A 14,913-nucleotide genomic window follows, 5' to 3' on the forward strand; every position below is an offset into this window, starting at 1 on the left:
TGGGGAGAATAATGGAAAAACAGACCCGGAATGTTTTGGGCATCATCCATATCGGCACGGTCAATATGACGATGAAAATCATCTCTTATTCATCGCTTGACGATATGGAGATCATCGAAAACGTAGCTCAAGAAGTAAAATATGGCGAAATGGTGTTTCAGAGCCGCCACGTCAGCTTTCAATCACTGAATGAAATCTGCCAGGTCTTATTGGGGTTCCGACAGCTGCTTCGCGACTATGATGTGAAAGACGTCCGCGTTTTATCGACGACGGCTATCAGTGAAGCCGACAATTTGATTAATGTGCTCGATCAGATTCGCATCCGCACGGGGTTCCACGTTGAAGTAACCCACATGACCAAGGAAATCTTCTATAAATTCTTTGGTCTTTATTATAATGTGCTGAAAGGGAAATTCAATTTTGCCGACAAGGCGGTCATGCTGCTCGACATCACTTCCGGCGGCGTCGGCCTCACGGGCTGGAAGAACGACTGCCTCTTGTTCCAGCAGAACATCAACATCGGCTCGCTGCGCATCTTGGAAAATTTCACAGAAAAGCAGCGTAATGAATTGACCTTCCCGACGGCGGTCCGCGAGTACATTTACGGCACCTTGTACCCCTTATGGAAGGGCGTCCAGCAGTATGGCATCAAGTACATCGTCCTCTCCGGCCGCGGCGGCAACCTCATCGCGCGGCTCATGGGCAAGGCCAGTGAAGACGGCCTGTTCTTGATTACGGCACAAGAACTGCGCCAGTTCATCTATTCCATGAAAGGCGTCACGCCTTTTAAAATCATGAAGCGCTTCGGCCTGTCACAGAATCTGGCCAACGTCGTCATGCCGACGATCCTCTTGTATTACGAGCTTCTCCGATTGGTGGACATCGATATGCTGGTCGTCATGCCGACGACCTTTACGGAAGGCTACACCATGTATTACGTAGCCAAAAAGACGAAGCATCCCTATTTGGAACACCTGCAGGACCTGCGCCTCGATATGATGCGCCGCATGGCCTATAAATACTTGTCCGATTCCGTCCATTCTACACGGATTGAAGAGTACTGCAACGTCCTCTTTGAAGCCCTGTATAAGTTTATCGGTCTCCGGTATGAAACGAAGTATTTACTGCAGATGGCAGCGATTTTCCATGAAACGGGGAAATTCATCAATATCCGCAAACACAACCTCTGTACATACAATCTCATCGGCGGGACGGACCTCTTCGGCGTAGCTGACGACGAAAAGGAAATCTTGGCTGCTGTCTTGTATTACGCCTTTGACGGGACGCTGCAGGATGCGTCGCCCGTCTATGGCAAGCTGCTGCCCCGTCAAAAAGTCATTACCTCAAAATTAACGGCTATTTTCCGATTGGCCGACTCTTTGGATAAGAGTCATTTGGGAAAAATCACGGATCTTCGGGCCGAACTCGGCGAAGATGAATTGATCGTATACTATACGGCCGATTCCGATATTTCCTTAGAACGGTGGACCTATATGAAAATGGCTGTCTACTTTTCCGAAGTCTTTGGCATTTCGACGAAATTAGTGAAAGGATAAGATAATTATGCCAGATTTTACAGATGAACAATATTTTTTAAACCGCGAGTGTACGTGGATAAAGTTCAACGAACGGGTCCTGCGCGAAGCCATCGTGCCGTCCAACCCCTTGTTGGAACAATTGAATTTCATCGCCATCGCCTCTTCGAATTTAGATGAATTCTTCATGATCCGCGTCGCCGGCGTCAAACATCTCGTCGAAAGCGGCAGTAAATTTATCGATATCGCCGGCATGACGCCGTCGGAACAGTTCGACGCCATCCAGTCCATGGTCCACGAACTGGTAGCTGATCAGTACCGCTATTACGATGGCATTCAGCAGAAACTGCATGAAAACGGCCTCCATTTTATCGGCGTTGACGATTTGAATGACGATCAGCATATGTGGCTCGATGAGTTCTTCGGCCGGGAAATCTATCCCGTCGTTACACCGATGGCCGTCGACTCGAGCCATCCTTTCCCGTTCCTGTCCAGCCTAAACCTGAATTTGGCCGTCCTCCTTCGCCGTCAGCACGGTGATAAATCGGTCAAAACGGCCATCCTGCCGGTTCCGTCATCGGTCATCGACCGTATCATCGAGGTTCCCCAGAGCGTATCGCCTATTGGCCAGCAGGCAGAAGGGCACCAGTTCCTCTTCTTGGAAGATATCATCGCCGCTTATGCCGATCGGTTCTTCCTCGGCTGTGACATCTTAGAAGTAGAGCCCTTCCGGATTACCCGCGACGCCGATTTGGCTATCGACGATGACGTCGAAGACCTCTTGGTAGAAGTCGAAAAGAGCCTGAAAAAACGCCGCAAAGGGGCTGCTGTCCGCTTGGAATTAGCTGCCTCGGCGAGCCGCATGATCCGCGAACTCCTTCGCGACGAACTGCAGCTTGAAGAACGGGATATCTACTATATTCCGGGACCTCTCGACTGCAAGGTGTTCTTCTCCTTCGTCGGCATCGACGGGTACAATGAACTGCGTTATCCTCCGGTTAAGCCGCAGCCTTCGTCGGAACTGACCGCCATGGGCAGCACCGACATCTGGTCGGCCATTGCTGAACGGGACATCATGGTACACCACCCGTTTGAAACCTTTGAAACGGTAGAATACTTCATTCACCAGGCTGCCATCGACCCCGATGTCCTGGCCATCAAGCAGACCCTGTACCGCGTCAGCAGCCAGTCGCCGATTATCGCGGCTCTGGCTCAGGCCGCTGAAAACGGCAAACAGGTCACGGTCCTGATGGAAGTCAAGGCCCGCTTTGACGAAGAAAACAACATCCTCATGGCCCGCAAGTTGGAAAAGGCAGGCTGCCACGTTATTTACGGCATCATGGGCCTCAAAACACACTCCAAGATCACCCTCGTCGTTCGCCGGGAAGAAGACGGCATCCGCCGCTACGTCCACCTGGCAACGGGGAACTATAACGGCAAGACGGCCCGTATCTATACCGACGTCGGCATCTTGACGTCCAATACCCTCATCGGCGTCGATGCGTCGTCCTTCTTCAACCTCCTGTCGGGCTATTCCGATCCTCCGGAATGGAACAAGCTGGCCGTTGCGCCGCTGAACCTGCGGGAAACGATTTACGAAGAAATCGATAAGGAAATCGCCTGGGCCAAAGCCGGCAAGAAGGCCCTCATCATCGCCAAAATGAACTCCCTCTTGGATAAACACGTCATTGCCAAGCTCTACGAAGCGTCGGCAGCGGGCGTCAAGATTCGCCTTATCGTCCGCGGCATCTGCGTCCTTCGTCCGGGCATTCCCGGCGTCAGTGAAAATATCGAGGTCCACAGCATCGTCGGCCGTTTCCTGGAACACAGCCGCCTCTTCTACTTCCATAACGGCGGTCAGGAAGACGTCTTCATTTCCTCGGCTGACTGGATGCCGCGAAACCTCAATGAACGCGTCGAATTGATGACGCCTGTCGAATTCGCACCCCATAAAGAACAGATCAAACATATCTTGAAACTGTATTTCGACGACAACGTCAAGGCTTACGCCATGAACGAAGACGGTTCGTACCGTTATCTGGCCGATGAACGGACGGGGAAGGCTGTCAACGCTCAGGATACATGCCAACGCGAAGCTGAAAAGCTTCCGGCAATCCGCAAGCGTAAAGTGCGGCAGCTGCGCAATGTCGTCCTTCGTCCGCGTCCGTCTGAACAGGACTTAAATTGACAATCCCTGCGGCCTTTGCTAAAATGGTAGGAAACGTTTTAGGAGGCATGGCATGGACTGGAAAAGATTCAGTATAATGAGCTGGAAGCGAAAAGGGCCGCTTACACAGATGTATGCGACGATGATCGCCCTGTTAATCCTCGTTTCGCTGACCGGCTTCATCGATAAAGGAAAGTCAGTGACCCTTGTCGCCGACGGGACGACCCGTCAGGTTTATACGCATGCCGTCAATGCCGAGGCCTTGCTGCGTGAGTATAACATCGATATGGGCGATGACGACGAAGTCACCATGTCGACGCCGTCCCTCGACGACGGCAGTTACGTCAAAGTGCGGCGGGTCATTCCCGTGACCCTGGTCTATCGAGGGCAGTCGCAGACCGTCTATACGGCTAAGCGCAACACCCAGGAAGTGGCCGAACAGTACGGCTATTCAAAAGAAAAATACCGCCCTTACGGCGATATTCAAAAGCCCCTCCAGGCCGGGCAGACCATCGTCATCGGAAACGTCTCACGAAAGACGATTACCGAAGATGACGTCGTCCCCTATGCCGTGGAAAGCATTCCGGACGAAACCCTGGGGCAGGGGGAAGAACAGATCGTGCAGCAGGGCCAAAATGGCCGCAAGCGGGTCAAGCTGAACATCGTCAGTGTCGACGGTCAGGTTGCCGATAAAGAGACGATTTCAACAGAGCTCATTTCAGAAATGCAGCCTATGGTCCGCAAAGTGGGCACCAAGGCAACGGTTGAAATTAACACCGGTTCCATTTCGCATTATCAAAAAGTCATCGCCATGGAAGCGACGGCTTATTTGCCGACTGACGGCGACGGACTGGGCATTACCCGGACGGGTACTCGGGCCCGCTACGGCGTCGTCGCTGTCGATCCCAACGTCATTCCTTTGGGTTCGACGGTCTATATTCCCGGCTACGGCGTGGCCCGTGCCGAAGATACGGGCGGGGCCATTCTCGGCAACCGCATCGACCTCTGCATGGAAGACTACGATACCTGCATGGCCTTTGGCCGCCGTATGGTACCGGTCTATATTTTACAATAATATAGGGGAGATAAGGGGCCTGTCGCGACAGGTCCCTTTTTTCGCATCGAGCAGGCCGGGCGCGGTATTTCACCTCTTGCCCTCCTGATGGAGATGTGATATAATATTCAAGGTTTGAATACCAAGATTCAAAATACACACGCTTGGCGAGTCCAGCACTGTGCCCGTTTCATCATGAGACGGGTGAAGATGGGCGATGACCGGGCGGAGGAAAAAACAGGAGGAATCACACATTATGGCAGTAGTATCTATGAAACAATTATTGGAAGCCGGCGTTCATTTTGGTCACCAGACCCGCCGTTGGAACCCGAAGATGGCTCGTTTCATCTTCACCGAACGTAACGGTATCTACATCATCGACTTGCAGAAAACCGTTAAGAAAATGGACGAAGCTTACAATTTTGTCCGCGATTTGGCAGCTGAAGGCGGCAAAATCGTATTCGTAGGCACGAAAAAACAGGCTCAGGAATCGATTAAGAACGAAGCAGAACGCTGCAACCAGTACTTCGTTAACGAACGTTGGCTCGGCGGCATGCTCACCAACTTCCAGACGATTGAAAAACGCGTAAAACGCTTGAAAACGTTGGAAAAACAGGCTGAAGACGGTACTTTCGAATTGTTGCCGAAGAAAGAAGTTACACTTCTCAAACATGAAATGGAAAAACTTCAGAAATACCTCGGCGGCATCAAAGATATGAAAAAGCTCCCCGATGCTTTGTTCATCATCGACCCGAAAAAAGAAGAAATCGCCGTTTCCGAAGCTCGTAAACTCAACATCCCTATCATCGCTACGGTTGACACCAACTGCGATCCCGACGTTATCGACTACCCGATTCCGGCCAACGATGACGCTATCCGCGCCGTAAAACTCTTGACCGGCAAAATCGCTGACGCTGTCCTCGAAGGCAACCAGGGCAACCAGACCGAAGCCGGTGCAGCTGAAGAAACGACGGAAGAAGCAGCTGCAGAATAAGACCGACTTATTCTCTGAGAATTGAATGGTTATACATAAAGGTAAGGAGCCTTCGCTTCTTACCTTTATTCAAACGGTATATTAAACTTACTTTTAGGAGGAATACTCATGGCTATTACAGCAGCAATGGTAAAAGAATTGAGAGAAAAAACAGGGGCAGGCATGATGGACTGCAAAAAAGCACTGACCGAAAGCAACGGCGATATGGACAAAGCCGTCGATTTGCTTCGCGAACACGGCTTAGCTGCAGCTGCTAAAAAAGCAGACCGCATCGCTGCTGAAGGTTTGGTTTATTCTTACATCCATGGCAACGGCCGCATCGGTGTTCTCGTCGAAGTCAACTGCGAAACGGACTTCGTTGCTCAGACCGATAATTTCAAAGCACTCTGCAAGGATATTGCCATGCAGATCGCTGCTGCAAAACCGGCATACCTCAAACGTGAAGAAGTTCCGGCTGACGTCTTGGAACATGAAAAAGACGTTCTCCGCCAGCAGGCCCTGAACGAAGGCAAACCGGAAAAGATCGTTGAAAAGATGATCGTCGGCCGTATTGAAAAATTCTACAAAGAAAATTGCCTCCTCGACCAGGAATTCATCAAAGATTCCGACAAAACGGTTCAGCAGGTCGTTACCGAAGCCGTCGCTAAGATCGGTGAAAAAATCGATATCCGCCGCTATACCCGTTATGAATTAGGTGAAGGCCTTGAAAAACGGAATGATGATTTCGTTTCTGAAGTAATGGCACAAGCTAAATAAGATTCCATAAGAGAACACCCAACCCGTGTTCTCTTATTTTCTAATTGAACGATTTGCCAACATACAGAGGAGGCCCTTCTTTTATGGAACCGAAAAAATATAACCGTGTCGTATTGAAATTGAGTGGCGAAGCACTGGCCGGGAAACAAGGCTATGGCATCGACCCGGAAACGGTAGAAACGATTGCGAAACAGATCGTCGAAGTTAACAAGCTCAACATTCAAGTTGCCATCGTCGTCGGCGGCGGCAATATCTGGAGAGGCCTGTCCGGCTCTGCCAAAGGCATGGACCGCGTATCGGCCGACTACATGGGCATGCTGGCGACGGTCATGAACTCCCTGGCCCTTCAGGATGCCATGGAAAAGAACGGCGTCGCTACCCGTGTCCAGACGGCGATTAATATGCAGCAGGTGGCAGAACCTTATATCCGCCGCAGAGCGATCCGTCATATGGAAAAAGGCCGGGTCGTCATCTTTGGCGCCGGTACGGGCAATCCTTATTTTTCAACGGATACGACAGCCGCCCTGCGAGCTGCTGAAATCGAAGCCGATGCCATCCTCATGGCCAAAAACGGCGTAGACGGGGTCTACGACAGCGATCCGAAGCTGAACCCCGATGCCAAGATGTACAAGCACCTGACCTATCTTGACGTCATCAACAAAGACCTCAAGGTCATGGATGCGACGGCAACGACGTTATGCCTCAACAACAATATCCCCATCGTCGTCTTTAATATCGACAAGCCCGGGAATATCGTAGCAGCTGCCAGCGGAAAAGATTTAGGTACTTTAGTCGACAAAGAAGGCTAAACGCTGTATGATATACTTATAAAAATAAAATAAGGAAGTGATTGATGTGGAAGTAAAAGAACTGATCGCTCAGCACGAAGCTAAGATGGACAAGACGATTGAAGCGTTGAAACGGGAACTGACGTCCATTCGCACGGGCCGTGCCAGTACGTCGCTCTTAGAACGCGTGACCGTCGATTATTACGGGACGCAGACGCCGGTGAATCAGGTTGCCAACGTATCGGCTCCGGAACCGCGGATGATTACCATCGTTCCTTGGGAACCGAAGATGCTCGGCGAAATCGAAAAGGCTATCTTGAAGTCCGATTTAGGCCTCAACCCTAATAACGACGGCAAGATGATTCGCCTGGAAATTCCTCAGCTCACTGAAGAACGCCGTAAGGAATTGAGCAAGAAAGTAAGCAAAATCGCAGAGGACTCGAAAGTTGTCATTCGCAATATCCGCCGTGACGCCAACGAACTCATCAAGAAGATGGAAAAGAAGAAGGAAGTTACGGAAGATGACAGCAAGGAAGGTCAGGAAAATATCCAGAAACTGACTGATAAAAAAATCAAGGCCATCGACGAAATCAAAGCAAAAAAAGAAAAAGAAGTCATGGCTGTATGATGGATATACGGATTTTTATTGGCATGCCGTTACGGTATGCCAAATCTGTATTACAGGAGAAAAATATTCCTTACGTTGTAGAACGGACGGTGTCGCGGTCCCGATTTTTTCACTGCGACCCGGAGCAGACCTACGTCATCCGCGCCCATGCGGACGATAAGGGTGTCATATCGCTTTTGGTCAATGACAGCCTCGAGATGAGTGAATCCGTGGCCGCCGAACTGTCCAAAGGAGACCTGCAAGATGATTAACTTTTTTGGCAAGAAAACAGAGCCGGCCCCGACAGTAGGGGAGAATGGCCTGGATATGAATAACATTCCCCGTCACGTGGCCATCATCATGGACGGCAACGGCCGCTGGGCCAAGCGCAAGGGAATGCCGCGCAGCTACGGTCATCGTGCCGGCGCCGATACGCTGAAGCGCATCGTCATCGCTGCTGATGAACTGGGCGTCAAGATCCTGACGGTCTATGCCTTTTCGACGGAAAACTGGAAGCGTCCTGAAGAGGAAGTTTCCTATATCATGAAGCTGATGAAGAATTATCTCAGCAATAATTTGCTTCAGCTTAAAGAGCACAACGTGCAGCTGCACATCATCGGCGATCGGTCGCGCCTTCATCCGGAACTGCAGGAGGCCTTCGCCCAGGCCGAGGCCGACATGGCGTCTAATACGGGCCTGGTTCTGAATGTCGCCGTCAATTACGGCGGTCGTTTGGAATTGGTTCAGGCTGTCCGCCGCTTGGCAGACGATGTGAAAGCCGGCCGTTGTGACAGCGGCGATATCGACGAAGATTTACTGGCACGGTATCTCTATACGGCACCGGAAAACGACGTCGATTTGCTCATTCGTCCCGGTGACGATAAACGGGTCAGCAACTTTCTGCTCTGGCAGATGGCTTATGCCGAATTTTGGTATACGCCCCTTTGCTGGCCTGATTTTACGAAAGAAACGCTTGTCGAAGCTATCTCTTCCTTTCAAGGCCGAGAACGTCGCTTTGGCGGTTTAAAATAAGGCAGGAGAGGTAGTTGCATATGTTGGCAAAACGAATTTTGACGGGAATCATCGGCGGAGCCTTTACCATTTTTGTGGTCTATGAAGGCAATTGGCTCTACTTCCTGATGATGGCCCTCTTGGCTGTTGTCGCCTGGTATGAATACGGCAACATGGTTCATAAACTGCAGGCCGTCACAGCCGATACAGGCGGTGCCGTGTGGCTTCTGGCTATGTTGTGCGCCTACTGGTTCGGCAGTACAAAAATCATGTTCCTGTTGGGACTGGTGCTCTTGTGCTGGCTCATGCTGCGGACGGTCTTTTTCCACGATAAGGTGAAGCCTGTCGACAGTGCCTATACCCTGTACGGGCTCTTATATATCGGCAGCGGCTTTTTAGCCCTCTTAGCCCTGCGCAGCGGTTCGGCCGTCTCTTTTATGAGCGATAGTTTCAGTACGGTCATGGTAGAACCGGCACGATTCTTCGTCTTTCTGCTCATCTTCTCGACCTGGGCCAGCGACACAGCGGCCTTTGCCGTCGGCAAGATGATGGGCAAGGTCAAGTTGTGCCCGTCCATCAGTCCCGGTAAGACTCGGGAAGGGGCCATTGGCGGCTTTATCGGCACTTTGGTCGTGGCCATCGTTTTTTCCTTGATCTTTAAATTTTCCCTTCTCCACGCCCTGGCCCTCGGCATCATCATCGGTGTCATGGCACCTCTCGGCGATTTGGCAGAATCCATTTTAAAGCGAGTCTCCGGCGTCAAGGATTCGGGCAATATCATTCCCGGTCACGGCGGCGTCTTGGACCGTTTCGACAGTCTCCTCTTTGCGGCGCCTGCCATGTATGTCTATTTGATGCTGGTCATTTAAAAGAAGGGACGTTATGAAAAAAATCTTGATCCTCGGCAGTACCGGTTCCATCGGGACCCAGGCTGTCGACGTTATCGAAGCACATCCGGAGTCTTTTAAACTCGTCGGGGTCGCGGCTTACGGCCATTATAAGGAAGTGGCGGCTCAAATAGCCAGCCACGGTCTCCATATGGCCTGTATGGTCGACGAAGGTGCCGCTGAAAAGGTAAAAGACGCTGTGGGCCCGTCGTGCCGAATCTTTTCCGGGAGCGAAGGGCTGCTGCAGCTTATCGATGAATGCGGGGCCGATATCGTCCTCACGTCCCTCGTGGGTGCCGCCGGTATTGAACCGACCCTGCGAGCCATTGAACGGGGGATGGATATTGCCCTGGCCAATAAAGAAACCCTCGTCGCTGCCGGTGAGCTGGTCATGAAGGAAGCCGCCTGCAAGGGCGTCCGCATCCTGCCTGTCGACAGTGAACACGGGGCCATCTTCCAATGCCTCGACGGCCGCAAGTCCGAAGAGGTGGAAAAACTCTTGATCACGGCGTCGGGAGGGCCTCATTTTCGCCGCCCCTTGGCTGAATTTCCGTCCATTACGGTCGAACAGTGCTTAAAGCATCCGACGTGGAATATGGGCGGCAAAATCACCATCGATTCGGCGACGATGTTCAATAAGGGCTTGGAAGTCATCGAAGCCCACTGGCTGTTCCATATGGATTTTGATAAGATTGAAGTCGTCATCCAGCCTCAGAGCATCGTTCACTCCATGATTCAGTTCATCGACGGATCGGTATTGGCCCAGTTAGGCATGCCCGATATGCGGTTGCCTATTCAATACGCCTTTACCTATCCCGACCGGCTGCCCGTCCGCGGGGCCAAGGCCATCGACTGGAAGACCTTGGGCAGTTTGGAATTCTTAGCTCCGGATGATGAGAAATTTCCCTCCATCGGCCTTGCCTATGAAGCCGGCCGCATTGGCGGGACGATGCCCTGTGTCTTAAACGGGGCCAACGAGGTGGCAGTCTATGCCTTCTTGCGTAAGGAAATTTCCTTTACGCGTATTTTTGAAATTGTCCATACGGTTATGGAACGGCACGATGTCAACGGTGAGGTCACCCTCGAAACGGTTCGTCAGGCAGATGCCTGGGCCCGCCGCTGTGCTGCTTCCTTATTATAGAAAGGGGCTTTCCTTTGGGTATTACTATTTTAGCGACCATTTTCGTATTCAGCGTCATCGTCTTCATCCATGAATTAGGCCATTTTGCCACGGCGAAATGGGCCGGCATGCAAGTCGATGAGTTTGCTATCGGGTTTGGACCCAAGATATACAGTACGCGCCGCGGTGATACGGAATACTCTCTGCGGGCTATTCCCCTCGGCGGGTTCAACCGCATTGCCGGTATGTCTGAAGACGAACCGCTGAATGAAAAGTCCTTTTTGAATAAATCCGTTCCGGCCCGGCTGGTGGTCATCGCCGCCGGCGGAATCATGAATTTTGTGTTGGCTATTGTCCTCTTTTGGGGATTATTCTTTGCCATCGGCACGGTGACCGTATCGCCGGAAGCCGTCGTCGGTTCGACCATTTCCGGTTCGCCGGCTGAGCAGTCCGGCCTTACGGAAGGGGACCGCATCGTCCGCATCGGCAACAGCAATATTTCTCAGTGGAGCGATATTTCCGAAGCCGTCGCACCGTACAGCCATGCCGTCGTTACCGTTCAAATCGAACGGGACGGGAAGCGTCAGGACGTCGAAATGATCCCGGAAGTTGACAGTGCCTCCCAGAAAGTCATGCTCGGCGTCATGCCCATGACGACGCAGGAACGCCACGGCTTCCTTGATTCTGGGATTATGGCCGTCCAGCGGACGGGAGAAATCTGCCGTCTCATGCTGGTCGGCATCTATCAGATGGTGACCGGTCAGGAAAAAGCTGAAGTTGCCGGCCCCATCGGCGTCGCCCAGCTGGCAGGCCAGGTCGCAGCCTCCGGTTTTGCCAATCTCCTCATGTTCACGGCCTTCCTCAGCATTAACTTGGGGATTTTGAATCTCCTGCCCGTACCGCTCCTCGACGGCGGCTACATCATCTTGCTGATCCTCGAAGGCATTATGCGCCGGCGCATGCCGAGCAAGGCCTTGTACTACATTCAAGTCGTAGGCATGGTCCTTCTCGGGTCACTATTCCTCTTCGCGATGTTCCAGGATATCAGCCGGTTTTAGAAAGCGAGGCTTTTCATGAAACGCAGACAATCGATTCCGGTTCAGGCCGGAAAGGTTACTATCGGCGGCACTGCGCCCATTTCGATTCAGACCATGTCGACCATAAATCCGGCCCGTACGGCAGAAGCTATTGCCGATGCCAAGCGGCTGTCTTCCTACGGCGCCGAAATCCTGCGCTTTGCCGTTCCCGATATGGAAGCGGCCAAAGGCCTTTCGGCCGTCGTCAAGGCCGTCGACATCCCCATTGTTGCCGATATCCACTTTGACTATCGCCTGGCCCTGGCGGCCGTCGACAGCGGCGTTCAGGCCCTGCGCATCAATCCCGGCAATATCGGTGCCGATGAAAACGTCGTCCGCGTCGTTGAAAAGGTAAGGCCCAGTGGAATTCCCATTCGCATCGGCATCAATACGGGATCCCTGCCGGAAGATATTCTGAAGGCCCACGGCGGCCATCCGACGGCAGCGGCTATGGTGGAAGGGGCTCTGCGCCATATCCGCATTTTAGAACGCCTCGATTACCGCAATATGGTCATTTCCCTCAAGGCTTCTGACGTACCACTCATGATCGAGTCCTACCAGGAGCTGGCCGATAAAGTGCCTTATGCCCTTCATTTAGGCGTTACCGAAGCCGGTCTCGTCCGCGACGGGAGCATCAAGTCGGCCATCGGTATCGGAACCTTATTGTACCAGGGCATCGGCGATACGATTCGCGTATCCCTTACAGATGACCCGGCGGAAGAAATAAAAGTAGGCCAGACCATCTTGAGTTCTCTCGGTCTGCGCCGCTTCGGTCCGACCCTCATTTCCTGTCCGACCTGCGGCCGCACGCAGGTACAGCTCATCGAGCTTGCCAAAGAAGTAGAAGCGGCCATTTCCCATTTGACTGTGCCCATTAAGGTCGCCGTCATGGGCTGTGTCGTAAACGGCCCGGGAGAGGCGAAAGAAGCCGATTTCGGCATTGCCGGCGGCAAGGGGAAGGGGATTGTCTTTGCTTACGGCAAGGTCCTTCGTACGGCCCCGGAAGATCAGCTCGTCGCTGCTCTTTTGGAAGAAATAGAAAAATCAATCGCAAAGGAGTCTTAACTCATGTTAGCATCTAAACTGTACAGTCCGACGCTCCGGGAAATTCCGGCTGACGCCGAAATTTCCAGCCATCAGTACATGCTCAAAGCCGGTCTCATTCGTAAAAGCGGGGGCGGTTTATACTCATTCCTGCCTCTCGGCCGCCGAGTCGAACTCAAAATCGAAGCTATTATCCGCGAAGAAATGGATGGCATCGGCGCTCAGGAAATCATGATGCCTATCGTTCAGCCGGCTGAAATCTGGCATGAATCGGGCCGCTGGAATGCCTATGGTCCGGAAATGTTCAAACTGGAAGACCGGCACGGCGGCCAGTTCTGTCTCGGACCGACTCATGAAGAATTGATTACGACCCTGGTACGCAACGAACTGCGTTCGTACAAGCAGATGCCGGTTACCCTGTGGCAGATGCAGAATAAATACCGCGATGAAATCCGGCCGCGCTTCGGCCTCATGCGCAGCCGGGAATTCGTCATGAAAGACGCCTATTCGTTCGACGTCGACGAAGAAGGACTCCATAAGAGCTATCAAGACGAATACGATGCCTATACCCGTATCTTTACCCGCTGCGGCTTGGAATTCAAACAAGTTGAAGCCGACAGCGGCCAGATCGGCGGCAATCACAGCCATGAATTCATGGCCTTGGCCCAGGCCGGGGAAGCGGAAATCGTATCGTGCTCTCAGTGCGACTATGCAGCCGATATCGAAAAGGCCGCCGCACCGACCCTTGAAATGGCAGCTGAAACGGCTAAAGATGTCGAATTGATTGAAACGCCGAACTGTGCCACCATTGAAGATTTGGCACAGTTCCTGTCCATTCCGCTGGAAAAGACGATCAAAGCTGTCGCTTTCAATATCGACGGCGAAAAGACAGTCCTCTGCATGGTCCGCGGCGACCATTCGGTCAATGACGTCGCTGTCCAGAACTTCGTCGGCGGCAATGCTATTGAACCGGCAACGGAAGACGAATTGAAAGCTCACGGCCTCCAGCCGGGCTACATGAGCCCCATCGGTGCCGATAAACCGGACAATGAAACGTTCTTTGTCCTCGTCGACCCGTCGGCTATGGCCGTTCCCAATGGCGTCACCGGCGCCAACAAGGCAGGGTATCACTATCAGAACGTCAATCCGTCCCGCGATTTCAAAGATGTTACCGTCACGCCTATCCGCACCATGGTAGAAGGCGATGCCTGCTCGCACTGCGGCGCTCCGATTCACGTCGTCCGCGGCATTGAAGTCGGCCAGGTCTTTGAACTGGGAACCAAGTATTCCGAAGCTCTCCATGCGACCTTCCTCGACCAGAACGGCAAGGCTAAGCCTTACGTCATGGGCTGCTACGGCATCGGTGTTACCCGGACCATTGCTGCGGCCATCGAACAGTTCCACGACGAACACGGTATCATGTGGCCAGTGGCTATTGCTCCTTTTGAAGTCGCCGTCGTCCCGGTCAGCACGAAAGACCAGGATCAGGTGCGCATCGCCGAAGAACTCTACAAAGGCCTTCAGGATACGAAGACCGACGTCCTCCTCGATGACAGAAATGAACGAGCCGGTGTCAAATTTAACGACGCCGACCTCATCGGCTATCCCGTACGGGTTACGGTCGGCAAGAAGAGTGCTTCCGACGGCACGGTAGAAATCAAAGTTCGCCGTACCGGCCAGGAAGAAGTCGTCCCTGTCGGCAGCGCTGTCGCCCGTATTCAGGAAATTTTAGCTGATTTACGAAGCAAAAACATGTAATTTATGGAAGTCTGATGTAAAATAAAACGGAGAAACCTTGTATTCTTCTCCGTTTTATTTTGGTTCTATAATAAATGTTGGGGTCTTGTGGACACTCCTGTTCACAAGGCCCCTTG

Annotated in this window: 14 protein-coding genes; all 14 read left to right on the top strand. The window is 52.4% G+C overall.

The window, feature by feature from the left end; genetic code table 11:
• The first annotated feature begins 11 nt into the window (after nt 1-11).
• The 14 genes from QZQ46_RS01830 to QZQ46_RS01895 all read left to right on the top strand — a co-directional run bounded on the left by QZQ46_RS01830 (nt 12) and on the right by QZQ46_RS01895 (nt 14,797).
• Nucleotides 12-1,556 (top strand): Ppx/GppA phosphatase family protein, encoded by a 1,545-nt coding sequence (locus QZQ46_RS01830; RefSeq protein ID WP_296826249.1) that lies wholly within the window; start codon nt 12-14, stop codon nt 1,554-1,556.
• A 7-nt stretch (nt 1,557-1,563) separates the two neighbouring features.
• Nucleotides 1,564-3,723, top strand: coding sequence for a polyphosphate kinase 1 (gene ppk1, locus QZQ46_RS01835; protein ID WP_296826250.1), 2,160 nt, complete (start codon nt 1,564-1,566; stop codon nt 3,721-3,723).
• Nucleotides 3,724-3,775: 52 nt separating this feature from the next.
• The gene (locus QZQ46_RS01840) at nt 3,776-4,777 is read left to right on the top strand and encodes a 3D domain-containing protein (protein ID WP_296826251.1); all 1,002 of its coding nucleotides are present in this window, start codon (nt 3,776-3,778) and stop codon (nt 4,775-4,777) included.
• Nucleotides 4,778-5,012: 235 nt separating this feature from the next.
• Nucleotides 5,013-5,750, top strand: a complete 738-nt coding sequence (gene rpsB / locus QZQ46_RS01845) for a 30S ribosomal protein S2 (RefSeq protein ID WP_296826252.1) — start codon at nt 5,013-5,015, stop codon at nt 5,748-5,750.
• Between the two features lie 108 nt (nt 5,751-5,858).
• Nucleotides 5,859-6,506, top strand: coding sequence for a translation elongation factor Ts (gene tsf / locus QZQ46_RS01850; protein WP_065360530.1), 648 nt, complete (start codon nt 5,859-5,861; stop codon nt 6,504-6,506).
• Nucleotides 6,507-6,589: 83 nt separating this feature from the next.
• Entirely contained in the window at nt 6,590-7,315 is a 726-nt protein-coding gene (gene pyrH, locus QZQ46_RS01855) for a UMP kinase (protein ID WP_296826253.1), read from the top strand.
• A 46-nt stretch (nt 7,316-7,361) separates the two neighbouring features.
• Nucleotides 7,362-7,922, top strand: a complete 561-nt coding sequence (gene frr / locus QZQ46_RS01860) for a ribosome recycling factor (protein ID WP_296826254.1) — start codon at nt 7,362-7,364, stop codon at nt 7,920-7,922.
• Nucleotides 7,919-8,173 (top strand): hypothetical protein, encoded by a 255-nt coding sequence (locus tag QZQ46_RS01865; protein WP_296826255.1) that lies wholly within the window; start codon nt 7,919-7,921, stop codon nt 8,171-8,173. Before frr ends, QZQ46_RS01865 begins: the two co-directional genes overlap by 4 nt.
• On the top strand, nt 8,166-8,933 hold the full coding sequence (locus QZQ46_RS01870) for an isoprenyl transferase (RefSeq protein WP_296826256.1): 768 nt from the start codon (nt 8,166-8,168) through the stop codon (nt 8,931-8,933). Before QZQ46_RS01865 ends, QZQ46_RS01870 begins: the two co-directional genes overlap by 8 nt.
• Nucleotides 8,934-8,953: 20 nt before the next feature.
• A complete protein-coding gene (locus tag QZQ46_RS01875; protein WP_296826258.1) occupies nt 8,954-9,781 on the top strand; it encodes a phosphatidate cytidylyltransferase in 828 nt (275 codons plus the stop codon).
• Nucleotides 9,782-9,794: 13 nt separating this feature from the next.
• Complete coding sequence (locus QZQ46_RS01880) at nt 9,795-10,940, top strand: 1-deoxy-D-xylulose-5-phosphate reductoisomerase (protein WP_296826260.1); 1,146 nt, start codon at nt 9,795-9,797, stop codon at nt 10,938-10,940.
• 14 nt (nt 10,941-10,954) lie between these two features.
• Nucleotides 10,955-11,977, top strand: coding sequence for an RIP metalloprotease RseP (gene rseP / locus QZQ46_RS01885; protein ID WP_296826262.1), 1,023 nt, complete (start codon nt 10,955-10,957; stop codon nt 11,975-11,977).
• Between the two features lie 15 nt (nt 11,978-11,992).
• Nucleotides 11,993-13,060, top strand: coding sequence for a flavodoxin-dependent (E)-4-hydroxy-3-methylbut-2-enyl-diphosphate synthase (ispG, locus tag QZQ46_RS01890; RefSeq protein ID WP_296826264.1), 1,068 nt, complete (start codon nt 11,993-11,995; stop codon nt 13,058-13,060).
• A gap of 3 nt (nt 13,061-13,063) precedes the next feature.
• Nucleotides 13,064-14,797, top strand: coding sequence for a proline--tRNA ligase (locus QZQ46_RS01895; protein ID WP_296826266.1), 1,734 nt, complete (start codon nt 13,064-13,066; stop codon nt 14,795-14,797).
• Nucleotides 14,798-14,913: the final 116 nt, after the last annotated feature.

Origin of the sequence: uncultured Megasphaera sp. (assembly GCF_900539295.1) — a bacterium.
Lineage (GTDB): Bacteria > Bacillota > Negativicutes > Veillonellales > Megasphaeraceae > Megasphaera.